We start from the raw sequence: 23,980 nt of genomic DNA, 5'->3' as shown, positions 1-23,980 counted from the left end.
AATAATGTCAGATTACGGTCCGGTTAGCGCCGCGAGCACGAGATATACGATCAGCGTGGCGCCAAGGCTTAACCCCATCGGATAGTCACGCCGCGTCCAGCTTTCCCAGTTTGGGGTCGCGGCGCGCAGCCAGTCGATATTCTTGGCCAAGCGGTGCAAAATAAATCCCGCGACAATCATGACCGCAAGGATCATCATGACCAAAGTGGCATCAGACAGCGCCACAAACGGGGCCATGGCGGCAGCAAATTTGGCATCTCCGGCCCCCAACATCCGCATCACGTTCATGACGAACCCGATCACCAAGACGACGACCAGATGGAGCCAACGCCAAAGATAATCTTCCAGTGGAAGAGCGAACAACCCGACGACGGCGAAAACCGCCGTCAATGCCACAACGGACTTGTTCGGGATCTTCATCCGCGACAGATCGGACCACACGACCCACAGCGCAATTGGTACGACGAAGGGCAGAAACACCAAGGCCGCCCAGCTTGACATAGCCGTGCTCATCCCTGCTTTACCCGTTCGAGACGTTGTTTTCCAACGCCTCCAAGGCGCGTGTTGCTGCCTCGAAATGTTGGGGATGAGTGTCGATGGCTTCGCGCAAAAGGCCTTTTCCGATGGACACATCGCCCTGCTTGATCGCCGAAAGAGCCAGCGTATGCAAAAGCTGCGCGCGCTCGATCTGTGTCATCTGGATAACGGGTAGGTCGTATTTACGTTGCGCACCGCGCGCCAAGACCAGGTTGTTTTTCGCGGTAAACAGTTTGTTGTCGTAAGACAGCGCCTGCGAAAAGAGCTTCTCGGCGCCTTTGTAGTCGGCGCGGGTCAGCTTGGAATACCCCCAGTTGTTCATGACAGAACCCGGGTTCGTGGTCAGTCCGACGGCAGTCTCGTAGAAACTATCGGCCTTTTTCCATTGCTTGTTGCTGTCCGCGATCATCGCCTCTAACCGATAGCGGCGGTAGGTTTCGTGGGTCGGTGGGACTTTGTTCAGAACAGCTTCGGCCTGTTTCCAGTCACCTGCCCGGATAAGGGCGTCGGCCAGATTGACCCGATCGACATTCGTGGCCCCTGCGCTTGCGGTGATGGATTTCCAGACAGGCACCGCTTCTGCCGGGCGTTTGGCGCGGATCAGGGATTGTGCCAGCCCTCGTTTAAGGTCGATCCGATTGGGCTGGGCTTCCGACGCGCGCTTGAAATAAACAACGGCCTCGTTCGGGTCACCAACTGTCAGCATGATGTCGTTGAGATTACTTTCGTCGATGACATTCAGGTCTCCGAGAGCCCGTTCGACGTCTTCTTCGCCCGACTTCGGCTTGTTGCAAGCGGAAAGGGCGAGGGCACTGCCAAGGCAGAGAGTTAACAAAATCGATTGGCGCATTTTTGCGTCCTTTTACTGCTCGTGTCTTCGCTTATATCTGCGACAGAAGCAGGTAATCCCCTGTTCCTCGTCGCACCAGTGCGAATGTATCATTGTGGCCCTGATCATAGTCAGGGTTTTCCATTTTGGCGAGCGCGAGGCGCAAATTCTCGCGAATGCGGGCAGATTGGCCACGATCCAGCCCGAAAGCGATCTCGAAAACCCGTGCGGCCTCGCCGGTTTGACCCGTTTCCATTAAGACAACGCCCAAATTGTTCCAAGCGGGCGCGAAGGTGTCATCCTTTTTGGTAGCTTGCCGCAAGATGCGCTCAGCTTGGCCCAGGCGCCCCAGCTGCAAGTTGGCGGATCCAATAGCAGAGAGCACGTCAACCGTCACACCCTGTTCACCGGCCGCTCGCAGATATGCCTTCAGTGCAAGCTCATGTTCGCCGGCCGCAGTTAGCCGGTGGCCGACCGTCAGCCCGTCTATGGAATCTTCACCGCGTTTCAACGCGGTCGGTGCATAGGGGCCGTTGTCCTTTGCAAAGGGGCTGGTTCCGGGTGCACAGGCTGTCAATGCTACGACGAACAGTCCAGTCGCGGCGCCTTTTGAGGCGCTGCGACACGCCCAAGATTTCAAGATGGTTATTGGTGTTTGTTGGATTGGGCTGCGCGTGCTCAAGTGGTTTCTCCGTCGCGCGGCCCGTTGCTTTTCAGAAGCGGACCGACTTGAGGGTCTCGTAAATTCCGTACACAGATGGTCCAATCAGAATGATCAAAAGCGGCGGCACGGTCAGCATCATTGTGGCAAGTGTCATCTTGGTCGGCAAGGTGTTTGCCTTCTCTTCCGCCCTCATTACGCGTTTGTCCCGCATTTCACTTGCGTAGACACGAAGAGCATCCGCAATTGAGGTACCGAAAGTGGCAGACTGGATCATCACTGTCACGAAGCTCGCGACATCCGGGACGCCGGACCGCTCCGCAAGATCGCGCAGCACCTGGATACGATCCTTACCAGCCTTCATTTCGTTCGACACAATTGAAAACTCATCTGCCAGCGCAGGGTAGGAGGCCCGGATTTCTTTGGCAACGCGCAGGATCGATTGATCAAGCGACTGGCCGGCTTCCACGCAGGTCAACATCATGTCCAACGCGTCTGGAAACCCATTTGTGATTTCCTCTTTGCGTGTTTCAACTCGGCGGGTGACCCAGTACTTCGGAAGCATATAGCCGCACACGCCGGGAATTAAGATCCAAAGCATACGCGCCTGTGTCGACATTTCTTGGCCATTGGCAGTTTTGAGGATGGTCAACAAGATGCCCACGATCAGGAAGCCGATCCCCAAGGCAAACTGGGCAAAGTGGAATGTACGGACGGCGTTTTTACCAGGGTAACCTGCCTGAAGAAGCTTCAGTTGAACGGCCGAATACTCTTCGGCGTCTTGCGGTTCCAGAAAGGCCGAGTACTTTTCCAGCTTGTCAGAGCCAGATGCAACGCGAAGGTCAACTTTCTGTCCAGAATGAGTGCCGTTTTCACGCGTCTTGCGCAACTTTTCCAGCGGGTCGACATTCCGCCTTAGCAGGAACGGAATCGTCACAACAATCAGAACAATCCCCAGTGCTCCGACGGCAAGAAGGGGACCGGCCGGCCCCAATAGGTCAGTTAGAAGCGTGTTTAGCTGTTCCATATCCAGACCCCTACACTTTGATGTTAACCAACATCCGCATGACAAAGACGTTAGCGATTAGGAAGCCAGCAACGATCAGGCAGGCCGGGATGAAGTACGGCGTCTCGCGTACGTCGTCATAATAATTTGGTTGGATCAGGTTGATCATCACCAAAGCCAAAACGGGAAAGCCTGACAGGAAGTTACCGGACCATTTCGCCTCGGCAGTGATTGCACGAACCCGACGAAACAGCTTGAAACGCGACCGGATCACCTTGGCAAGCCCGTCCAGAATCTCGGCCAGATTACCACCTGAAGTTTGCTGAATAATGACCGCGACCGACAAAAACCGCATGTCTTGGTTGTCCAGTCGCTCAGCCATTGCTGCTAGCGCTTCGCCGACTTCACGGCCGTATGACGATTCATCCGCGATCAAGCCCATCTCGGTACCCAGCGGATCAGGGATTTCCTTGGCGACGATCTGGATGGCGGATGAAAACGGATGACCAACGCGCAGACTGCGCACCATAAGTTCGACAGCATCAGGCAATTGTTCCTCGATCATCGCGGTCCGCTTTTTCGCTTTATTGTTAACCCAAATGTAGACGCCACCGAACCCCATAACAACCGCGAGGCCGGCTCGAATTGGCAGGGAAGCCGCAGTGGCGACGCCCAAGCCTACAAAGGCAAACACAGACAATAGCACCATGATCAGGAGCAACTGCGCTGGTGTGAAAGCGATGGCGGCTTTTTGTGCCTTTGTGGCCAGAAGCGAATAGAACGGGATGCCCTGCGCTTTGACGTGTTGGCCCATCTCCTTTCGGAGTTTCTCCAGCACTTCTTCGCGCGCCGCACCTTTTTCGAGCATATCCAGACGGCGGTTGATCCGGTTATTCAGGCTGATAGATTTGCCGAAAACCGTCAGATAGATACCTTCCACCAGCAGCAGAACTGCGAGGAAGATTAGGCCGTAAAGGATAGGTTCAATCGAGATGGTCATGATCAGTCGCTCCAAGGCTCATAGATCGAGGCTGGCAGGTCATAGCCCCACTGACGGAAGCGATCCGAGTAATGTGAGCGTACGCCGGTCGCGTTGAAACGACCGATGATCTTGCCTTCTGGCGTTAAGCCCAATCGTTCGTAGCGGAAAACCTCTTGCATCGAGATAACCTCGCCTTCCATGCCGGTAATCTCGGTGATCGAGACCATGCGACGCGAACCGTCTTGTAGGCGGCTGGCCTGCACAATCAGGTTCACAGCCGAGGCAATCTGACTGCGCACCGCTTTTAGCGGCATTTCGATTCCGGCCATGGCAATCATATTCTCGAGACGTGATACCGCGTCACGGGCGGAGTTGGCGTGGATCGTCGTCATCGATCCATCGTGGCCGGTGTTCATCGCCTGCAACATATCGATAACTTCTTCGCCGCGGGTCTCACCCACGATGATGCGGTCCGGACGCATCCGCAGTGCGTTTTTCAGACAGTCACGCTGGCTGACGGCACCCTTACCTTCGACGTTAGCGGGGCGACTTTCCATCCGACCGACATGGGTTTGCTGAAGCTGTAGTTCGGCGGTGTCTTCGATCGTCAGAATGCGCTCGGAATCGTCGATGAATGAGGAGAGCGCATTTAGCGTAGTCGTTTTACCTGAACCGGTACCACCCGAGACAATTACATTGAGGCGCGTGGCAACAGCAGCCTGCAGAAAGACTGCCATTTCCTCTGAGAAGGCGCCAAAATTGACCAACTCGTCGATGCCAAGCTTGTCTTTCTTAAACTTACGAATTGAAACGAGCGATCCGTCCACCGCAATTGGCGGCACCATTGCGTTGAAACGCGAGCCATCGGCAAGGCGGGCATCCACATGTGGGTTGCTTTCGTCGACGCGACGTCCAACGGCGGACACGATCTTGTCAATGATACGCAGAAGGTGACGCTCATCCTTGAAAGTGACATCCGTCAGTTGCAGTTTACCGGCCCGTTCGACAAAAACCTGCTGCGGCCCGTTGACCAAAATATCGTTGACGGTTTCGTCTTGTAGAAGCGGTTCGAGTGGACCCAGGCCTTTAACCTCGTCATATAGCTCCTGGTTCAACAAAAGCCGCTCATCACGGGTCAAGACAACGTCACGCGTGCTTAGAAATTCTGATGTAATATCAGTAATTTCTGAGCGCAGGTCTTTCTCTGTAGCCGTTTCAAGCGCGCCAAGGTTCAAGTTGTCCAGGAGCTCTTTGTGAAGCTCTGTTTTGATATCTGACAGGCGTTCCTTGCGCTTGCGATCCTTATCGGCAAGGACGGGTTTGGCCGACTGTTCGGTCACCTGTCTACGCGCAACCGGAGCCCGAGCAGAAGATTTCGCATCTGGCGCCGTCTTTGCGGGCGCCGGAGCATCCGCTCGCCCCCCATCCACAGCCTTCAGGTCGGGCGTCGCCTTTGTCGGCTTGGCGGGTTTTTTGTAACGGGAAAACATAGCGCCTCCAGGGTCAGTTTGCGGTCGCTTCGGCTTGGTTTACGGCATGTACCGATTGCGCCAGCTTCTGAAGTTCTTTGCGTAGCGGGTTCTTTGCCGCAGCGGTCGACAAGGGCATCCCATGGTCGCTTGCCTGGGTCACCGGCTTGCCGCCATCTGGCAATTGAAGCTCGATCGAGATATCCAGGCTTTCGGCCAGTCGCTTGACACGCGACTTTCCAGAAATGTCGGTGAACTTTGGCGCGCGGTTCAGCACATAGCGCAGTTTTTCGACCGGCAGTTCTTCCGATTTCATGGCCTTGATTAAGCGGAGCGCGTTTTGGGCGCTGCGAAGGTCAAGCTCCAGAGTTGCGAAGTATACATGCGCAGCGTGCAGGACGGTCTCGGTCCACTGGACCACAGTGTTGGGCATGTCAATTACAACGTAATCGAAATTCCGCCGTGCCATATCAATTATGCGTTCGATGTCTTCGGGCGTAACTAGATCAAGCGGCAGCATGTCGGGCGGCGCGGTCAGGACGTGAAGGTCATCCTCGAAGGGAATCAACGCTTGGGCGAAAATTTCCTGGTCCATTACCTCGGTGTCCGACAGAAGTTCGTACACAGCGTCCCTACGAGGGAGGTCGAGATAGGTGGCGACCGAACCGAACTGCAAGCCGAAATCCAGCAGACAAACACGCGGCGGTGTAGTCACTTCCTTCTTCTTTTTCTTGCGATCCAGTTGGCTCAGTTCCCAAGCCAGATTGACAGCCATCGTCGTCGCCCCGGTGCCGCCCGCCATCGGATGAATCGCCAGCAAAACGCCTTCGCGATCATCACCACTTTTTAGCGTCGTTGACGGCGCTGCTTCTTGCGGGGCAGGGGCTTCGGGCTCCGGCGCGCGCAACCGTTCTATCGCGTCGTGCAGCGCGCCTTCGGGAAGCGGGTAGGGGACAAATTCTTCTGCCCCCATTTTCAAAAGTTGGTGCAGCGCGATCGGGCTGACCTCTTCTGCGATAACTATGACTTTGATGCCCTTTTCACCGGCAGCCTTGATAACGCTGGCAACTTTGGAAAGGTCGCCTTCGTCTTGGTCGTCCATAGCAATGGCAACAAACTCAAGCGCGTCCGCATCTGGCTGCGCGAAGAAGGCGAGGGCGTCCTCAATCGAGAGGTCACCCCAGGCTTCACCCAGTTCTGCTTCCATATCTTCGATCAGCAGATCGAAATTCTGTACATCCCGTGAGACCGTGCAAGCTACGATCGGTTCCGGGTCAGCTTGTAGCGCAACACTGCTACTCATCGTCAAATTCCTTCCAATTGTGCCCGCTCCCAGGCTTTCTGCCGTCGGACCTCTGTCCCAAAGAGGCAGCACGATTCGGATTTCGTGCGCGGACTGCTCCCAATGCTCCACAGGAGTGCCAGTCAATCTGGGCAAGATTGCGGCTTAAACGGCCAAATTATTCGTTCTTTTGGGACGATCACCGGTGAAACTATGCATCTGTTTCCCGTGCATGAACGGCAGGGGTGCTCTATTTAAGCGTGCAAATCGGTGACCGCTCTTAGAAATTCTTCCACAATCATATGACGTTCCGTGGAAGAGTTCACTCGTCTCAATCTCTGGTTTCGGCGCGGATTGCGGCAAAAATGTGGCGGGTGGAGGTGTGTCGTCAAAAAAAGGCGCGAACAAGCCGCGCCTTCTTGAGAAATCAGTTGGGTTAGGAACCTTCCCCGACTGTCGCTGCTGTTCCAGCCGAGATAATCGGAAGAGGCACGGCGCTGGCCAAGTATTGGCGATACACAATCCGTGCATATTTTCCATCTAGTACGGTCGGATGGCGCCCAACAAAGCCAGTAACTTCTGTGACCGCGCGTCGGTTCAAACGTTCGGGCGCGCGCGTTTCGATCAGTGGACGTGTTTCGCCGAAGCTGACAACGGCCTCAAGTCGTGACCGACTGATGCCGCGACTGCCCAGATAGGCGACAACTGCTCGCGCGCGTCGCATGCCAAGACGCTGGTTGTAGGCATTCGACCCCACCAGATCCGTATACCCAAAGACCTTGAACTTCAGTTCGGGGAACTGAGAAATCCAATCCGCCTGACGGTCCAAAATTTGGCGCGCGTTCTGGTCAAGCACGGCGCTGTTGAACGCAAAGTTAACCGTATCCTTGGATTCTTTGTTGAACCGGTGCGCCAGACTGACGACAGCGTTAATGCGACCGGTTTGAACGCCCTCATTATAGGCAGTCGGGTCGCCGAAGCTTCCCTCGTTTACCTGCAAACCTGCTTCTTGGAACCAAGATTTCGAGACCGCGTCCGAACCGGAGCAACCGGCCAAAATCGCGATAATGGATGTGGCGGCGAGTAGGGGTTTGATATGTTTTATAGGCATCTCAGTCCTCCATCACATAGCCGTAGGACCCAGAAAAGTCCTGTTGCGCTACTTCGCCAGCCGCGCCGCTTTTCGGGCGGTTTTGGGCAGTTGTATTGCCAAATAGGAACAGTTCCTGCTCCGAAGGAGGTCGAATGCGATCCGTCGGTACAGCTAGAACGTCACCACGGGTTGGTGACACAAGATGTGCAGTGACGATGATCACAAGCTCAGATTGTGAGCGTTGATACTCTGTTGAGCGAAATAGCGCCCCGAGTACTGGGATGTCGCCGAGCCAAGGTACGGCGCCAATATTGTCGCGGAAGTCGTCTTCAATAAGACCAGCAATTGCAAAACTTTCGCCATCGCGCATTTCGACCGTGGTTGAAGTTTCGCGACGTCGGAAGGCGTTGATACTAAAGCCGCCATTATTATAGCTGATTGACTGGTCCAATCCAGAGACGGCCGCCTTCAGCTGTAGGTTGATCACGTCATCGGCCAATACCGTCGGTGTAAACGTCAACTCGACGCCAAATGGCTTATATGTAACCGTAACTTCGTTATCACCGTTCGAAATCGGGAGTGGGTATTCACCGCCCGCTAGAAACGAAGCCTCCTGCCCGGACAGGGCGGTGAGGTTCGGTTCTGCCAATGTGCGGACGACCCCCTTAGTTTCCAAGGCCTCAAGCAGTACGCCTATAGCCAGCCCGCCGGCCTGGAAGCCAAACCCAAATGCCCCTTGCGTTCCAGCGGCAACATTTATTGGATTGTTGGGTGTACCAGTGCCGTTTCCAATTAGATTTCCCGTTTCGCCAAACGTGCCAACATTTCCGATATCGCCGTTAAATCTGAGTGAACTTGACAATGACTTTCTAACCGAACGCCCCATCTCTGCAAATCGTACTTTCAGCATCACCTGCTGAGTACCGCCCACCGTCATCAGGTTTGAAACGCGTTCCGGCGCGTATCGCTGCGCAAGATCCAATGCTCGATCCAAGCGCTGGATCGAACTGACGACGCCGGACATGACAATTCCATCATTGGCCGTGCGCACTTCGATCTGTTCACCGGGAAGGATTTGGCGTAAGCGCTCCTTGAACTCGGCGATGTCGGGGGCAACTTGTACCTCAACATTGGTAATGAGCTTTCCGTCTGCGCCAAGAAGCGTCAGCGTCGTGCGGCCCGGCGTCTTTCCCAACACATAGATCGTACGATCTGATAGTGTTGAAATATCTGCAATCCCGGGGTTCGCGATGGAGAGTTCCGCAAATGGGGCGTCGCTTTCAACGACGACCGCGCGGTTCATTGGTACCTTAAGAGCACCAGATGGTGCGCCACTCATGACGCTAAGCGTCTCGGCTGATGACACCGTCGGTGCCCCTACGCCAAACGCTAGACCCAATAGGGCCGCCTTAATAAAACGATCAACTTTCATGTGATCCTGCCTCTCTGACCACGTATCGATAGGGTGGGGGTAGTCCCCCATGACTGCTCCGGATCTATCGCCCGGTTTTGGATGTACGCACCCAATTGTGTCGAACCCTGCGTCAGAACTCAAAAAAAAGCAAGAATCAACGGGTTGTTAGAGGCCGCTCATGTGGATAAGTCGCAACAGTCTTGAAGCGATCAGCAATCGCTTTGTGCGTTGCCTTTATTCAGGGCACGCAATTGGCGTCACGATTATCTCCGCGCCGCGACGTGTGCGGATCGTGCAAACTTCCCGCTTTGGCCCTGTTATTTCACCAATAATTTCGCCTTGTCCGACTTGGACTTCCGAGGTCACGTTTTCATCCTGTGCGCCAACGAGAGAAAGCGAAAGGCGGCCGCTGGACTGAGCTTGCGCCAACGCCGCAACCTGCCGCGGTGTGACCTCCACCGTGATGGTGCGTGCGATTGTCGGGCCCGTTCGGTCGGAATCTGCGGTTTGGTCAACAGCGATGATGTGTACGTTTGCCAAAATCAGTTTGGTGACTGCTTCGCCTTCGCCGAGTTCATCAACGCCACGTCCAGTCCAGTAAATATCGATGCGATCGTCCGGCCGCAGAAAGCCTGAAACACCAGAACTGACGTCTACACTGATCGCAAATGCACGCATGCCGTCTCCCAATCGGGATGCAACGCCAGCATCGGCACCTGGCTTGGTTACTTTAACACGAAGGAGGGCTTCGTCCTTCTCCATCGCGCGGAGAACTGTCCGGAATTTCTTCTCTCCGTCGGGGAAGATCTTCTCCAGCGACGAAAAAGTTCCCTCAGGGATTGCATTCTCGGGCCATTTGACCGCTCGGATGTCTTTCTCGGTCAGCTGTTCGCCATAACGAAGTGCCCGATTGACCACATAGATATCGACTGTTGGTACTATTTTTGCCCGGGCGGCACGTTCTGCATCGAGTTGGGCCTGATAGGCGCCGATATAGTCTTTGGCGAGATAGACTGCGAATCCTGCTAGTCCGACACCCACAATCAGTACCAATCCGAAGAGTAACCGCATTGAACGTCCTTTCCCACAACAGGGTGCAAAAGCACCCATACCACTCACCTCATATACATGTCATGCCGAATTGAGGCAATTTGAGGTATTAAGCGTGAATATTGGGTGAACTTTTCAGAGATTTCCGAAGATTACCAGCCCCGTTCTAGAGCTATGTAGCAAAAAGAGAAAACCGCGCCATGGGCGCGGTTTTCATATTAATATGTTGCGTTAACCTTGCGGTTATTAGCTGCCGCTGTCGTCGTCGCCAGCAGGTGCTGCGGGGCTGTGATCCATGATCGACATGTCGCCCAGCTCCGACGAAATCTTGTTAGCCAGCGAAGTTGTGCCGCCGGATACAGAAGTCAGTACGGCAATTCCCAGGCCCACGATGGCTGCGGTCAGAACAACCCAGTCTACGGTTACAGCGCCATCTTCGTCGGCTTTAAAAGTCTTGATCAGGTCAAACAGTTTCATTTTTTCACTCCATAAGTAACTAGTTTGTTTCTTCACCTTGGCGCTAGAACTTTGTGTTCGTTGCGCTGCTTGGCATGACAGCTAATTAGCCCCTTGATTGGGGCGAGAGTTGGGCAGGTTTCGTACCTTTTCTGGCTTAACGTTTTTTTAGTACATAATTATTCTAGTGACCTGTAAATAAAGGGTAAAAAAATCATAAAGTTCTTCTGATGGGGAGGTTAAGGTAAATGAACCGGTCGAAATTGGAAACAATCGAAGGTAAAACTGGCCCTGATCAACGAAATCTGCAACAAGTATGTAAACAATTCGGGGCAGAGCAGTGAACCGCAAAATGCGGCGCTTCGTGAACATAAGCATATTTTTGGCTGCGGGGTTCGCGGTCCAGGCGCAGGCTGAGACAGAGCCCGCGCCATTTCCAGACTTTACCTTTAAGCGTGTTGCTGTGCCGCCGACAGGAGCAAAGCGGTTAATCATTCAGATTGATCCTGCTGAACAGGCCGCGGCATTGGCGCCGCGCGTGTCCGCAAAAACGACACCCTCGGTCGACACTGCTGTCACATCTTCTGTAGCCCCGACAAATGAGTGGGCGTGGTTTTGGGGGGCTGTTTCCCCGGCTTTAGACAAATCTGGACCAATGAATGTACGTACTGCATTGGATGTGCTGGAGACCCAGAAGGATATGCCACAACCCAGGCTCCAACACCTCCAGTCCATTGCAAAGGCCTACGGGACAGACATACTGAAGGCCACGATCGGCACGCCGGTCTCGCCGGCATTGGTCTTGGCCCTCATTTCAGTGGAAAGCAGCGGCAGGATCGATGCCGAGAGTCACGCCGGTGCGACTGGGCTTATGCAATTGATCCCCGATACCGCGGCACGGTTCGGGGTCGAGGACAGCATGGACCCTGCGCAAAACATCAAGGGTGGCGTCGCCTATCTGAGTTGGTTGATCCGCCACTTTGAAGGGGATCCGATCCTCGCCCTCGCGGGGTATAATGCTGGAGAGAACGCAGTGAAAGATAATCAGGGCGTCCCGCCTTATGCGGAAACCCGCGCCTACATCCCCAAAGTCCTAGCCGCGTGGCGCGTTGCTCGCGGTCTGTGCGTCACGCCGCCCGAACTTCTGTCTGACGGTTGTGTGTTTGCGGTGAGCGGATTTTGATCAAATGAGTGACAACGCGGCCAACAAACCGTTTGTTCTGGACGTCGACGGAACGTTTCTGCGCACTGACATGCTTTATGAGTGCTTCTGGGCTGGACTTGGTAGGGACCCAATACAAACGCTGAAAGTCAGCTTTGCTCGTCTGCGCGAACCAGCGCGGCTGAAAGCGGAACTGGCGGAGATTGCGCAGTTGCGGACAGATCTCCTACCTGTCGAACCTGATGTTGTCGATATCGCATTTGCGGCGCAGTCCGAGGGCAGAGAGGTGCTATTCGCATCTGCCTCGGATCAGAGCATTGTTATGAAGCTCGCATCTGACCACGGTTTGTCGACGCGGGTGTTTGCCTCGGACGGGACAACCAATTTGAAAGGATCGGCCAAAGCTACGGCGCTGGTCGATGCGTTCGGCGAGGGTGGGTTCCACTATGCCGGAAACGCGCCGGTTGATCGCTTGATCTGGAACCATGCAGATGCCGCCCTGGTGGTGGGCGATAGTGCATCCGCCAAAGCCATGAAGGCAGCGGGCAAACCGGTTACGTTTATCGAAGGCGGCTGGCGCATGAAAGATGTGCTCAAAAGCTTCCGCCCACATCAGTGGGTGAAAAACGTCCTGTTGTTTGTCCCTATGATCGCGGGCCACGCGTTTGATGTTAATACTCTGTTGTTGACTATCCTTGGAGTGCTCAGCTTTTCGGCGGCGGCGTCTTCTATATATTTGGTCAACGACCTGTTGGATCTCGAAGCAGATCGTCTGCACGTCAAAAAATGCAAACGCCCCTTTGCTTCAGGTGCGGTGCCGATCCACGTGGGAATGATCTCATTCGTTATACTTGCCGCGATTGCCCTTGGCATCGCTGCCTATCTCGGCTGGGCGTTTTTTGGCGTCGTGACGCTGTATATGGCCCTGTCGCTTGCCTACTCACTTAACTTAAAGCGCTTGCGCTGGGTCGATATAGCGGTGTTGGCAACACTCTATACCCTCCGCGTCGTCGCAGGCGCAGCAGCCACCGGTATATATGTGTCAGGTTACCTGCTTGTCTTCATTTTTCCAGTCTTCCTGGCATTGGGATGCGTCAAACGACTCACGGAGCTCACCCTGGCTACGTCCGACGATAGGTTGCCTGGCCGAGGGTATGGACGCCCCGACCGCCCAGATTTGCTGAACGTCGCCTCACTGGGTGTTGTTGCAGCTCTTCTTGCATTTTTTCTTTATTCGTTCACCGAACAAGCGATTTTGTTATACAAAACTCGGTGGCTTGTGTGGGCCGCAGAGCTGCCTCTGGCATGGTGGCTTATCCGGATGGTACGTCTGGGCTGGTATGGCAAGCAGGACTATGATCCGATTGTCTTTGCGATGAAGGACAAACGCGGCATCGGCCTGATGCTGATCACAATGGCGATTATGTTTTATGCTGCAGGCCTGTGGCAGGAATGGTTCCGCATCGGCTGAGGTTGCCCGGGATAGCCGCTTAATTCCACGCTCCTCCGGAAGGGCATGATGTCGATGGAGTATTGAAGTGTTCCACAGCGTGCCGTTGATACCGGTCCACAGCGGAACACTTCGAGCATCGTTTCGTCGTGTCAGCGGATTTTCAGAAGCCGATCCAACGACAGCGGCCCGCCGCCTTTTAGGACGAGTGTGATCAGCACTGCCATCCAGAACAGACGTTGATCCATGATCAGACTGTCAGGGATGCGGTCAAACCACGCTCCAACCGTCTCCGGATGGTCGATGGCACCGTGGCCGTAGAGGTCGGTCAGGGTTTGGACAATGATGAACCCGATCATTCCGATGGATGACAGGCGGGTCAAAAGCCCAACGACGATCAGGAACGGCAAAATATACTCGGCCAGCGTCCCCGCAACAGCGATCAGATAATAGATAGAACCCAGTTTGCTTGCGTCGTAGGACACTGCCTCCATCATCTTGGGAAACATCTGGGCATAGGCCCCAAGCGTTGGTTGAAACACGCCAAGCAGGCCTGGACCGGTCTTGGTCAGAGCCGAAGCCCAAAAATACCCAACGAGTGTTGCGGCAAACGTAAAGCGGGCAAGCGTGGTTATCGTTGCCGGGGCCATCCGCTCGGCCAGATTGACCAGCGAGTTGTACATATTTGCCAGGGCATGCATGGCGAAATCCTTCCGAAATCTTAGTCTGGTTTGTCGATGCCGGTTATGGCTTGTGTTGCGATCAACACGCCAAGCGTAGCGGTCAGATCGAAATCAGGAAAGTCCGCTGTTGCGAGCCCTAACGCAGTGCCAAAGCTGCGCCCTTTGATCAGCGATGTCACAAAAAGGGCGCCGCCTTCGGGCAAAAGCTCAGCAACGGGGTCAAAGCCCACACGGCAGATCAGGATATTTTCAGCACCCCCTCCGGGCTGAGGACCATCGTTCATATTGAAATCCCAGATAGCTTTTGCGGGCCACTTGGCCGTCAGCACTTCGCAAGCGGGAGACATGCGAAGATGTGTTTCCATCAGCGCGTGTTGATCCAACTTGGTTAACTCGTTGGGGTCGATCGCGGGCTCGTCACCCGCATGATAAGCGCGCCGCAAAGCAAGTTCCAACCGGGCCACGTCGGGTAGATATTTCAGATGAAGCGTACCGGGGAAGCTTTCCAGAAAGCCGGGCAGGGCGGCGCCGTAATGCATCATCAGGGGTGAAGCCGGCGGATGGATGCGCAAATAGACCTTCGCCATCTCGCGAAAGAATTCGTCGCCCACAAGTTTTGCAAGAACCGGAAACCCGGTTAGCATAGCCTCCGACAGGCTGTGAACGACGTTGTTGCGATAGACCGAAAACCGTTTGCTGGCATGTTCGCCGTCAGGATTAATCAATCCCTCGGGTACATCTTGTTGCGGGTCCAGAATGGCCCGGCGAAAATCTGTTTGGGAAACGGTTGTATCGGCTGTGCTGGGCAAGGTTTCAGTGGTCATGCTGGTATCTTTTGTGCTTGGGCGGCATCCATATGCTGGGTCGCACGGGCACCTTCAGCCTCTAGCACATCCCATTCGGGGACATCGTTGTCCCATTCCACAAGGGCTGGGCGGGCGCCTGCCTTTGCGACAACGTAGTCAAACAGAGCCCAGACAGGCTCATCCACCGGCTTGCCGTGACTGTCAATCAGCAGCTTGCGCCCCAATTCGTCGGCATCTTCGTCATGACCGGCAAGGTGAAACTCCTCAACCAGTTCCAGCGGGTAGGCGTCGATGTAGTCGTGCGGCGCGAACTCTAGATTGGTGGCCGATATAAAGACATTGTTCACGTCCAATAGCAGGCCACATCCGGTGCGACGGGCCACTTCGCGCAGGAAATCAGGCTCGGACCATGTGCTTTCTGCGAAGGCCAGGTATGAGGACGGATTTTCGAGCAGCATCTTGCGCCCGATCACATCCTGTAACTCGTTAATGTGAGTGGTAATGCGGTTCAGAGTGTCTTTGGTATAGGGCAAAGGCAGCAGATCGTTCAGGAAAGATCCGTCATGGGTAGACCATGCAAGATGTTCAGAGAACATCGCAGGGTTCAGCCAATCAACCAGTTTTTTCAGGCGCGCAAGGTGTTCTGGATCCAGGCGGGTTTCGCCGCCGATCGACAAGCCAACACCGTGGGCAGAGATGGGAAAACGTTCGGCGAGGTGACGCAGTTGCGCCATCGGGCGTCCGCCGTCGCCCATATAGTTTTCGGCATGGATTTCCAGCCAAGTGACCGATCCGGGGTCCTTCATGAGGTCTGCAAAATGCTGCGGTTTATACCCGACACCTGCGCCATTAGGCAGGATGTTGTCGTGCGCGATATCAAGCATTGCTGGCTCCATCGGTGACTGGATCGAACTGATATTAGCAGAAAGTTAATAAACTGTGCAGAGGTCACAGTATGTGCTCTGGCCAGTTGACCGGCCAGAGCGAATTCTTTTGTCAGCGCTTAGCTTGCTGGCAGGTTCATCTCAGTCGCAGCCAGCGAACCTTTGTGCATTTTGCCGTCAGCGTCTGTGACTTCCATGGTTTCGCACGAACCGGCTGGAACCAGTTTCCAGGCGTTACCTTGATAGTCAACTGTCGACGAACCAGCGCATGTGGTGCCGGGGCCTGCGGCGCAGTCATTTTGACCGGCGAGCGACACGCCGAAGCACTTTTCTTGGTCGCCATCAGCGAAAGCTGGAACAGCGTTGGCAGCTACAGCAGCGGATACAGCGCCCAGGACGGCAATGGTTTTTACATTTTTCGACATCGAGTTTCCTTTCGGGTTACAAATTCGCACCGCGTCGAGGCGGTGATAGAAAGGTAGTGCGGATCAGGCCCTTCGTTCCACTCACGAAACCGTAATTCACAGCCCCGTTAGAACGATGTGAGATAACCGGGGGGGACACGTGGTTCAGACACTCCGCCGTTGACGCAAGCAATGCCTTTGTTTTCAAGGCGAATTCCGGGTTTCTTCTACGGCGTTCCGAAATATCCGGTCGGTATACGCGGGAAAATGCTGTCAGACATTTCAGAAAAATCCGTGAAGAAATGCCGATTGTTACAACATATAATGGGTGACCGAGGCCGTTCTCACATGCGAAGTGAGCGGTTGTTACAGTCGAACCGACCAAAAAACCCCGACCGACGGGCCGGGGTTTCTTGCAGTTCTTGGGGTTATCAGCCGCTCAGGTGCGACTTGCCAGATCAGGGGGTGTCGCCTCGACGGCCAACATATCTGCAACCTCGACTAAGGGCAGCACTTTGGAGTGCTTCTCACCAAGACGACGCATCGACACGGTGCCCTCTTCAACTTCTTTCATACCACACGCCAAGATCACCGGTACTTTGCCAACCGAATGTTCGCGGACCTTGTAGTTGATCTTTTCGTTGCGGATGTCGGCCTCGGCGCGGATGCCTTTGGCTTTCAACGCATCAACCACCTGATGCACATAGTCATCGGCGTCCGACACGATGGCAGCAACCACGACCTGACGTGGCGCGATCCAGAAGGGCAGTTTGCCCGCATGGCTTTCGATCAGAATGCCGATGAAACGCTCAAACGATCCCAGCGTCGCACGGTGCAACATAACTGGGCGGTGCTTGCCGCCATCCTCGCCCACATAGGTGGCGTCCAGACGTTCTGGCAGAACGAAATCCACCTGATGCGTGCCACATTGCCAGTCACGGCCAATGGCATCGGTCAGAACGAACTCAAGCTTTGGACCATAGAAAGCGCCTTCGCCGGGATTTAGCTCTGGCTCGATCCCTGCGGCACGGGTGGCCGCCAAAAGCGCTGCCTCAGCTTTGTCCCAGACCTCGTCTGATCCGGAACGCTTCTCGGGCCGGTCGGAAAACTTGACCGAGAAACTTTCAAACCCAAGGTCCTTATAGACGTTCGACAGGAACGAGATGAACTCGGCCGTCTCTGCTTCGATCTGATCTTCGCGACAGAAGATATGTCCGTCATCCTGCGTAAACCCGCGCACTCGCATGATCCCATGCAAAGCGCCTGACGGTTCATACCGGTTGCACGACCCAAATTCGGCCATGCGCAGGGGCAGGTCGCGATAGGATTTCATACCTTGGTTATAGACCTGAACGTGGCAGGGGCAGTTCATGGGCTTGAGCGCATTCACTGACTTTTCGCGTGCGTGTTCCTCGTCCACTTCGACGATGAACATATGCTCTTGGTACTTTTCCCAGTGACCTGAGGCTTCCCACAGTTTGCGATCCATAACCTGAGGCGTGTTCACCTCGACATAGCCGCCGCGTTTTTGCTGCCGACGCATGTAGTCCTGAAGCTCGGTGTAGATCGTCCAGCCGTTCGGGTGCCAGAAGATCTGGCCGGGGGCCTCTTCTTGCATATGGAACAGGTCCATCTCGCGGCCCAGCTTGCGGTGGTCACGTTTGGCGGCCTCTTCCAGCATCAGCAGGTGCTTCTTCAGACCGTCCTTGTTCTGGAACGCCACACCATAGATACGCTGAAGCATGGCGCGGTCACTATCGCCACGCCAATAAGCGCCGGCCACGCTCATCAGTTTGAACGCGTCACCGGGCAGTTGACCCGTGTGCTGAAGGTGCGGACCACGGCAGAGGTCCTGCCAATGGCCGTGCCAATACATGCGCAGGGGCTCGTTGCCCGGAATGGCTTCGATCAGCTCGACCTTATAAGGCTCGTTGTTGGCTTCATAGAATTTCACCGCGCGATCACGTTCCCAAATCTCGGTCGTCACAGGCTCGCGCTTGTTGATGATCTCTTTCATCTTCGCTTCGATCGTGCCGAGGTCTTCGGGCGAAAACGGCTCTTCGCGATCAAAGTCGTAATACCAACCATCTTTGATGACCGGACCGATGGTGACCTTAACGTCCGGCCAAATCTCTTGCACCGCACGCGCCATCACATGGGCGAAGTCGTGACGGATCAGCTCAAGCGCCTGCACGTCGTCTTTCATTGTATGAATGGCAATCGAGGCGCTATCGTTGATCGGCCACTGCATGTCCCAATGAGCGCCGTCGACAGTCGCGGAGATCGCCTTCTTGGCCAGCGAATTAGAAATGCCAGCGGCGACTTCAGCAGGGGTTATGCCTGCGTCATAGTCATGCGAATTGCCGTCAGGAAATGTAAGGGATATCTGGCTCATTGGCCTAGCTCCTCGTCGTTTTGGCGCCCACGGAACGCCCGGTTGCGGGTTATGTGTGGCTGCGTTTTGCCGCGTGTGCATCAAAGTGTCAAGCCAGAGCGGGTTTCGCAATCAAGGATGGGCTGCAACCCTGAATTGCGCCATATACCGGGCATGTTTGATAAGCTTTATGCCCGAGTTGCGGGCACCCCGGATCACGATAACGAAGCCCATAACGGTATGATGCAAGCCTTTGCCTTGGCTTGTACGAGGTTCGCGGATGGGCTGACGAGCCCGCAACTGGTTCTGGCTTGGTTGATGAGTTTACTGGGTGTCCCGGTTGGAATGATTGGGGCGCTGGCGCCGATCCGCGAAGCGGGGGCGTTGTTGCCACAGGCCTTTGTCGCAGCAGAGCTGGAAAAGCGTGCGCGGCGAGGGCACATTTGGGTCGCGGCGACCGTCGTGCTGGGTGTAATGGTTTTTGCGGTGGCTATTACAGCGTCGACTGCAGCGGGTCAGACGGCTGGTTGGATTATCTTGGGATGCGTCGTGGCGTTCGCGCTGGCCCGGTCTGTATTCTCTGTCGCCAGTAGCGATATGCTAGGTAAAACACTCGGCCGACATCGTGGCGTTGTCTCAGGTATCGCAGGGACACTCGGGTCGCTCGGCGTCCTGGGCTTCGCGCTAACGCTGATATTCGGGATCGTTCAGGGTCGTAGCGGATTGATCTATTGTCTGATCCTGTCAGGCCTTCTGTTTTTGATCGCTGCCTTCTTCATGTCGCGGGTGATCGAACCGGCAAGCCCGTCACCAAGCCGACCTAAAATATCCGAGATACTCAACCTCTTACGGCAGGACGCCGTCTTGCGTCGTTTCGTGATTGCGCGGGGATTGTTGGCTTCGGCAACGCTTGCGCCTCCATATTTTGTCCTGTTGGGGAGTGAAGGCCGCGCGTTGTCCGGTTTGGGGGCCCTTATGCTGGCGTCTTCCTTGGCGTCATTCCTTTCGGCTTATGCGTGGGGCAAGGCTGCGGACCGATCTGCGCGGGGGGTGTTGATTGTCTCGGGCGTGCTGGGCGCTGGGGCAACGGCTGGCGCGGTGGTTGCCGCCAGTATTGGTGCGCTTTGGGCGCTGCCTTTTATCTTGTTCGTTCTGATGGTCTCGTCGCATGGGCGGTTTCTGGGACGGATCGTATTTATCGTGGCGCTGGCCCCTGCGGACCGTCGAGCGTCTTACATTGCTGCTGCGAATACCGCGATGGGCGCGTTGTTGATCCTTCTCGGCACAGCCGTCGCGATGCTTGCAAACTTGGGGGTTGGGGTAGCGCTCATAGCGCTTGCGGCCATGGCTCTGATTGGCGCGGTGATGTCGTCGCGTCTGCCGGATGTTAAGGCCGCGCAACCATCTGGCCTTCGCGCGTAAAATCAGGCAGGCTTTGCGCGAAGTAAGCAACCTGCTGACAAGAGGAACCGCATGAGCATCGTCCAACACCTCGACACCACCCAGGGCCGCAAAATCGGCTATGTCAAAACCGAAGGGCAGGGGCCGACCATCCTGTTTTTGTCAGGGCTTAAGTCAGACATGGAAGGCACAAAGGCGGTCGCGCTCGAAGCATGGGCCAAAGACCAAGGGCTGGCCTTTGTGCGGTTCGACTATTCCGGTCACGGCGTCAGTTCTGGCCGGTTTGAAGAGGGGTCTATCGGAGACTGGCATGAGGACACGCTGGCGGTTGTCGATACGTTGATCGAGGGTCCAATCATCGCGGTCGGAAGCTCAATGGGTGGTTGGCAATCTTTGCTTCTGGCGCGCGCGCGCCCCGAACGTATTGCGGGCCTTGTCACCATCGCCGCGGCCCCTGATTTCACTGAAGACGGCTATTGGGCCGGATTTTCAGAAGATCAGAAAACCGCATTGGACCGCGACGGGTTTGTGACCCTTCCTTCGGATTATGACGAGGACTACATCATCACCAGACGGTTGATCGAGGATGGGCGCGATCAGTTGGTCCTGCGCACGCCGCTCAAGCTGGATATGCCGGTTCGACTCCTGCAAGGGACCGAAGATACCGCAGTGCCGACAGCCCAAGCCGTTAAGTTGTTAGAGCACGCAGAAGGAGATGATATCCGCCTGACGCTTGTGAAGGGGGCGGATCACCGGTTTTCGGACGATGAATGTCTGCGCACCATCCAAAAGATGGTCAAAGTCGTATTGGCGCGGGTGGTGTCATGAAACGCGTTCTTCGCGTCGCTATGGGAGTTGCGGCAATCGCCGCAGCCGCCTTTGTCATTGGGCCGTATGAGCCTGTGGATCTGGCTGCCAGTTTTGACGACAGCGCAGTTACACTTGATCCCGACACCTATCTGAAAACCCGCGAGGCGGTATTCGATGACCTTGTCCCCACGGCCGAGAAACGCATCGTTTGGGCACGCGCATCTGGTGCAAAGACACCCGTTTCGATTGTCTACATGCATGGATTTTCGGCAAATGCCGAGGAAATCCGACCAGTTCCAGATCAAGTCGCGGAAGGGTTGGGGGCGAACCTCTATTTCGCGCGACTGGCCGGGCACGGGCGCTCGCCCGAGGCGATGGCTGGCCCGACCGTGAACGATTGGATGATCGACATGGCTGAGGCTATGGCTGTGGGGCGCGCAATCGGGGATCAGGTGATCCTGATCTCGACCTCGACCGGGGGGACGATAGCCGCCTTGGGTGCGCTGGATGCGGACATATCGCGGGGCCTGAAAGGGGTCACATTTATCTCTCCGAATTTTGCGATAAAGAACCCGGCCTCGGTCCTGCTGACCTTCCCAGCCGCGCGCCATTGGGTGCCTTTGCTCACGGGGGCCACCCGTGGGTTCGAACCGTTGAACGATGCGCAGGCCGCCAACTGGACCGAAAACTATCCGACCGCTGCGCTGTTTCCGATGGCGGCAATTGTAAAGGCGGCGCGGCAGGCGGATTATTCGTCGCTGACGGTGCCCGCCTTATTCATATATTCGCCTCAGGACCAAGTGGTTGATGCGGCCAAAACCACCGAGGTCGCCGCCCGCTGGGGTGGTCCGGTCACAACGTCCCAATTTCAGGCCAGTGATGCGGTCGAGCCGTCGGCCCATGTGATCGCTGGCGATATTGTCAGCCCAGCAGGGACCGCGCCAACAGTGGCCACAATTTTGGACTGGGCACGCGGGTTGTGACTTGAAAGCAGCCTGAAGCCGCTCCAAAGTCATCGCAATAAGAAAAAGCAAAGCGAGCAGATAATGACCGAACCCGTGGTTTTGATCCCCGGCATGATGTGTGATGCGCGTGTTTTCGGGCCGCAGATTGATGATCTGTCACGCGACCATATTGTCCAAGTTGCTCCGCCAGTCTTTGGCGATACGATCCGCGACATGGCGGGCCACATCCTTGATCATTTGCCACCGCGTTTTGCGCTGGCTGGGATCAGCATGGGAGGTATCGTCGCGATGGAGATCGCCCGGCGTGCCCCGGATCGTGTGAACCGGCTTGCCCTGATCTCGACCTCGCCTTTGCCCGATACGCCTGCGCAGGCGGCGTGGCGCGAGCCGCAGATTGTGCGCGCCAGTGCAGGACGGCTGGACGAGGCGATGGCCGACGCGCTGGACCCGGCCAATATCGGCCCCGGACCAAGGCGTGACGCCGTTCTGGCGCTGGTGCGTACCATGGGACAGGGGCAGGGGGCTGATATGTTTGTGCGCCAATCGCGTGCATTGCAAAGACGGCCCGATGCGCAACGCGCGCTGCAAAAGCTTCGTATTCCAACCATGGTCATGTGTGGGGCGCATGATGGTTTGACGCCGCCCAAGCGGCACGAGACCATGGCGGCCTTGATCCCCGGCGCTGAACTGGTGATATTGCAAGAGGCGGGTCATCTGCCAACGATCGAAGTGCCCGAACAGGTCAATATCGGCATGCGGGCATGGTTGGATATGCCTCTGGAGCTTCGATAATCCATCCTTACAAATGAAAAGAGCACACCGATTGGTGTGCTCTGTCACGTTTCTAGATGAGCAGGATTATTTGCCCGCGGCTTTGACGACCTTTAGCTTGCCACCCTTGGCGGCACGTTTCTTTGCGGCCTGAGCTGCATGCCGACCAGCGTTCTGATCAATGAATTCCAGAACCAGCGGGCGAATGTTGTTGCGCCAGCTTTTGCCAGCAAAAATGCCATAGTGACCCGCACCTTCTTCGACATGGCTGGCCTTTTTGTCGTCCGACAGACCGGTCAGAAGATCCAATGCTGCGATGCACTGACCGGGGGCGGTAATGTCGTCTTTTGTGCCCTCGACTGTTTTGACCGCCACGTCCGTGATCGCGCCGATGTCGATCTTATGGCCATCAACCACAAACGCGTTTTTGGCGATTTCGCTGTGTTTGAACACACGTTCCACTGTGGACAGATAGAATTCTGCTGTCATATCCATGACGGCCAGATACTCGTCATAAAAACGGTTGTGCTTGTCGTGGTCACCGGCCTCGCCTTTAGCGACACGCATGATCTGGTCCGAGAAAGCCTTGGAGTGGTTTTCCATGTTCATCGACATGAATCCGGCCAATTGCAGAAGGCCCGGATAGACCATCCGCCCTGCGCCTTTGTATTTGAACCCAACGCGTTGGATTGCCATCTCTTCAAGCTGGCCCATTGTGACGCGGCGGCCAAAATCGGTTACGTCTGTCGCAGCTGCGTCCGGATCAATTGGTCCGCCGATTAAGGTTAGTGTTTGCGGCTGCGCCTCTGGATCAAGTTCTGCCAGATAGGCCGTGGCGGCAAGCGTCAATGGCGCCGGCTGGCAGACAGCGACCACGTTGATATCGGGTCCAAGATGCCGCATGAAATCAACAAGATAGAGGGTATAATCCTCGATATCAAACTTGCCTTCGCTGACCGGAATATCCCGCGCATTGTGCCAATCGGTAATATAAACCTCGGCGTCTGGCAGCAGGCTGGCGACGGTTGATCTGAGCAACGTGGCATAGTGCCCAGACAGCGGTGCCACCAACATGATGCGGCGTGACTTTTCGGGGCGTCCCAAGACTTTGAACTGGATCAGGTCGCCAAAGGGTCGTTCCACCAATTTTTCGACTTCCACGACATGATCGCGACCATCTTGTCCGACCACGCTGTCAATGGCCCAATCCGGCTTCATCACCATGCGGTGGAAACTACGTTCTGTGACCTCGCCCCATGCGGCCATCATCTGAAAGGCTGGATTCACCATCAATGACGTCGCTGGGTAAGAGCCCATCGCCGCGGCCGTCGCACCCAACCACTGATTCGTAGTGCGGATCGTCTCCATCAAGTCGTAGGTGGCCATATAGCGCATATGAATTAGCCTTTGATTTTTGCTCGCTGCATTCGCATAGTTGTTATCATATGCAGGTATTTCGATGCTGCACGTGCGAAAACCATAAGGGGGAAA

The 23,980-nt window shown here is 55.6% G+C and carries 23 protein-coding genes; 6 read left to right on the top strand and 17 right to left on the bottom strand.

What is annotated here, in order from left to right; all coding sequences use genetic code 11:
• Positions 1-12: 12 nt before the first annotated feature.
• The 11 genes from V6N04_RS09210 to V6N04_RS09160 all read right to left on the bottom strand — a co-directional run bounded on the left by V6N04_RS09210 (position 13) and on the right by V6N04_RS09160 (position 10,800).
• Positions 13-513 carry a prepilin peptidase gene (locus V6N04_RS09210; protein ID WP_371169850.1) on the bottom strand — a complete coding sequence of 167 codons (501 nt, stop codon included), beginning with the start codon at positions 511-513 and terminating at the stop codon, positions 13-15.
• A 7-nt stretch (positions 514-520) separates the two neighbouring features.
• Positions 521-1,387, bottom strand: coding sequence for a tetratricopeptide repeat protein (locus V6N04_RS09205; protein ID WP_371169849.1), 867 nt, complete (start codon positions 1,385-1,387; stop codon positions 521-523).
• 31 nt (positions 1,388-1,418) lie between these two features.
• On the bottom strand, positions 1,419-2,006 hold the full coding sequence (locus tag V6N04_RS09200; RefSeq protein ID WP_371169998.1) for a tetratricopeptide repeat protein: 588 nt from the start codon (positions 2,004-2,006) through the stop codon (positions 1,419-1,421).
• A gap of 73 nt (positions 2,007-2,079) precedes the next feature.
• Positions 2,080-3,054, bottom strand: coding sequence for a type II secretion system F family protein (locus tag V6N04_RS09195; protein WP_371169848.1), 975 nt, complete (start codon positions 3,052-3,054; stop codon positions 2,080-2,082).
• A gap of 10 nt (positions 3,055-3,064) precedes the next feature.
• Positions 3,065-4,033, bottom strand: coding sequence for a type II secretion system F family protein (locus V6N04_RS09190; RefSeq protein ID WP_371169847.1), 969 nt, complete (start codon positions 4,031-4,033; stop codon positions 3,065-3,067).
• Between the two features lie 2 nt (positions 4,034-4,035).
• On the bottom strand, positions 4,036-5,505 hold the full coding sequence (locus tag V6N04_RS09185) for a TadA family conjugal transfer-associated ATPase (protein WP_371169846.1): 1,470 nt from the start codon (positions 5,503-5,505) through the stop codon (positions 4,036-4,038).
• Between the two features lie 13 nt (positions 5,506-5,518).
• A complete protein-coding gene (locus V6N04_RS09180) occupies positions 5,519-6,787 on the bottom strand; it encodes a CpaE/TadZ family protein (protein ID WP_371169845.1) in 1,269 nt (422 codons plus the stop codon).
• Between the two features lie 415 nt (positions 6,788-7,202).
• Entirely contained in the window at positions 7,203-7,877 is a 675-nt protein-coding gene (locus tag V6N04_RS09175) for an OmpA family protein (RefSeq protein WP_371169844.1), read from the bottom strand.
• A 1-nt stretch (position 7,878) separates the two neighbouring features.
• Positions 7,879-9,291: a type II and III secretion system protein family protein gene (locus tag V6N04_RS09170; protein WP_371169843.1), complete on the bottom strand. Its 1,413-nt coding sequence runs from the start codon at positions 9,289-9,291 to the stop codon at positions 7,879-7,881.
• Between the two features lie 216 nt (positions 9,292-9,507).
• Entirely contained in the window at positions 9,508-10,344 is an 837-nt protein-coding gene (gene cpaB / locus V6N04_RS09165) for a Flp pilus assembly protein CpaB (RefSeq protein ID WP_371169842.1), read from the bottom strand.
• Between the two features lie 225 nt (positions 10,345-10,569).
• Positions 10,570-10,800 (bottom strand): Flp family type IVb pilin, encoded by a 231-nt coding sequence (locus V6N04_RS09160; RefSeq protein ID WP_371169841.1) that lies wholly within the window; start codon positions 10,798-10,800, stop codon positions 10,570-10,572.
• Positions 10,801-11,131: 331 nt separating this feature from the next.
• Here V6N04_RS09160 and V6N04_RS09155 point away from each other — a divergent pair, with 331 nt between their 5' ends.
• Positions 11,132-11,962 carry a lytic transglycosylase domain-containing protein gene (locus V6N04_RS09155; protein WP_371169997.1) on the top strand — a complete coding sequence of 277 codons (831 nt, stop codon included), beginning with the start codon at positions 11,132-11,134 and terminating at the stop codon, positions 11,960-11,962.
• Positions 11,963-11,966: 4 nt separating this feature from the next.
• Positions 11,967-13,412, top strand: coding sequence for a UbiA family prenyltransferase (locus tag V6N04_RS09150; protein ID WP_371169840.1), 1,446 nt, complete (start codon positions 11,967-11,969; stop codon positions 13,410-13,412).
• 131 nt (positions 13,413-13,543) lie between these two features.
• Here the strand turns inward: V6N04_RS09150 and V6N04_RS09145 are convergent, their stop codons facing one another.
• From V6N04_RS09145 to thrS, 5 genes are all read right to left on the bottom strand, one after another.
• A complete protein-coding gene (locus V6N04_RS09145) occupies positions 13,544-14,092 on the bottom strand; it encodes a DoxX family protein (RefSeq protein ID WP_371169839.1) in 549 nt (182 codons plus the stop codon).
• Positions 14,093-14,112: 20 nt separating this feature from the next.
• Entirely contained in the window at positions 14,113-14,898 is a 786-nt protein-coding gene (locus V6N04_RS09140) for an HvfC/BufC N-terminal domain-containing protein (RefSeq protein WP_371169838.1), read from the bottom strand.
• Positions 14,895-15,764 carry an MNIO family bufferin maturase gene (gene bufB, locus V6N04_RS09135; RefSeq protein ID WP_371169837.1) on the bottom strand — a complete coding sequence of 290 codons (870 nt, stop codon included), beginning with the start codon at positions 15,762-15,764 and terminating at the stop codon, positions 14,895-14,897. The genes V6N04_RS09140 and bufB overlap by 4 nt, the downstream gene beginning before the upstream one ends.
• A gap of 119 nt (positions 15,765-15,883) precedes the next feature.
• Positions 15,884-16,189, bottom strand: a complete 306-nt coding sequence (locus V6N04_RS09130) for a BufA1 family periplasmic bufferin-type metallophore (protein WP_371169836.1) — start codon at positions 16,187-16,189, stop codon at positions 15,884-15,886.
• Between the two features lie 418 nt (positions 16,190-16,607).
• Positions 16,608-18,563 carry a threonine--tRNA ligase gene (thrS, locus tag V6N04_RS09125; RefSeq protein WP_371169835.1) on the bottom strand — a complete coding sequence of 652 codons (1,956 nt, stop codon included), beginning with the start codon at positions 18,561-18,563 and terminating at the stop codon, positions 16,608-16,610.
• A 153-nt stretch (positions 18,564-18,716) separates the two neighbouring features.
• Here thrS and V6N04_RS09120 point away from each other — a divergent pair, with 153 nt between their 5' ends.
• From V6N04_RS09120 to V6N04_RS09105, 4 genes are all read left to right on the top strand, one after another.
• On the top strand, positions 18,717-19,964 hold the full coding sequence (locus V6N04_RS09120; RefSeq protein WP_371169834.1) for an MFS transporter: 1,248 nt from the start codon (positions 18,717-18,719) through the stop codon (positions 19,962-19,964).
• Positions 19,965-20,015: 51 nt separating this feature from the next.
• Entirely contained in the window at positions 20,016-20,771 is a 756-nt protein-coding gene (locus tag V6N04_RS09115) for an alpha/beta fold hydrolase (protein ID WP_371169833.1), read from the top strand.
• A complete protein-coding gene (locus V6N04_RS09110) occupies positions 20,768-21,736 on the top strand; it encodes an alpha/beta hydrolase (protein ID WP_371169832.1) in 969 nt (322 codons plus the stop codon). Before V6N04_RS09115 ends, V6N04_RS09110 begins: the two co-directional genes overlap by 4 nt.
• A gap of 63 nt (positions 21,737-21,799) precedes the next feature.
• A complete protein-coding gene (locus V6N04_RS09105; RefSeq protein WP_371169831.1) occupies positions 21,800-22,510 on the top strand; it encodes an alpha/beta fold hydrolase in 711 nt (236 codons plus the stop codon).
• 66 nt (positions 22,511-22,576) lie between these two features.
• Here V6N04_RS09105 and phaZ read toward each other — a convergent pair whose 3' ends face one another.
• Positions 22,577-23,884 (bottom strand): polyhydroxyalkanoate depolymerase, encoded by a 1,308-nt coding sequence (phaZ, locus tag V6N04_RS09100; RefSeq protein WP_371169830.1) that lies wholly within the window; start codon positions 23,882-23,884, stop codon positions 22,577-22,579.
• Between the last annotated feature and the right edge of the window lie 96 nt (positions 23,885-23,980).

The sequence above is a fragment of the Aliiroseovarius conchicola genome, from assembly GCF_041403445.1.
Taxonomy (GTDB): Bacteria; Pseudomonadota; Alphaproteobacteria; order Rhodobacterales; family Rhodobacteraceae; genus Aliiroseovarius; species Aliiroseovarius conchicola.
The sequence above is the reverse complement of the archived record's forward strand: the minus strand, read 5'-3'. Positions and strand labels throughout refer to the sequence as shown.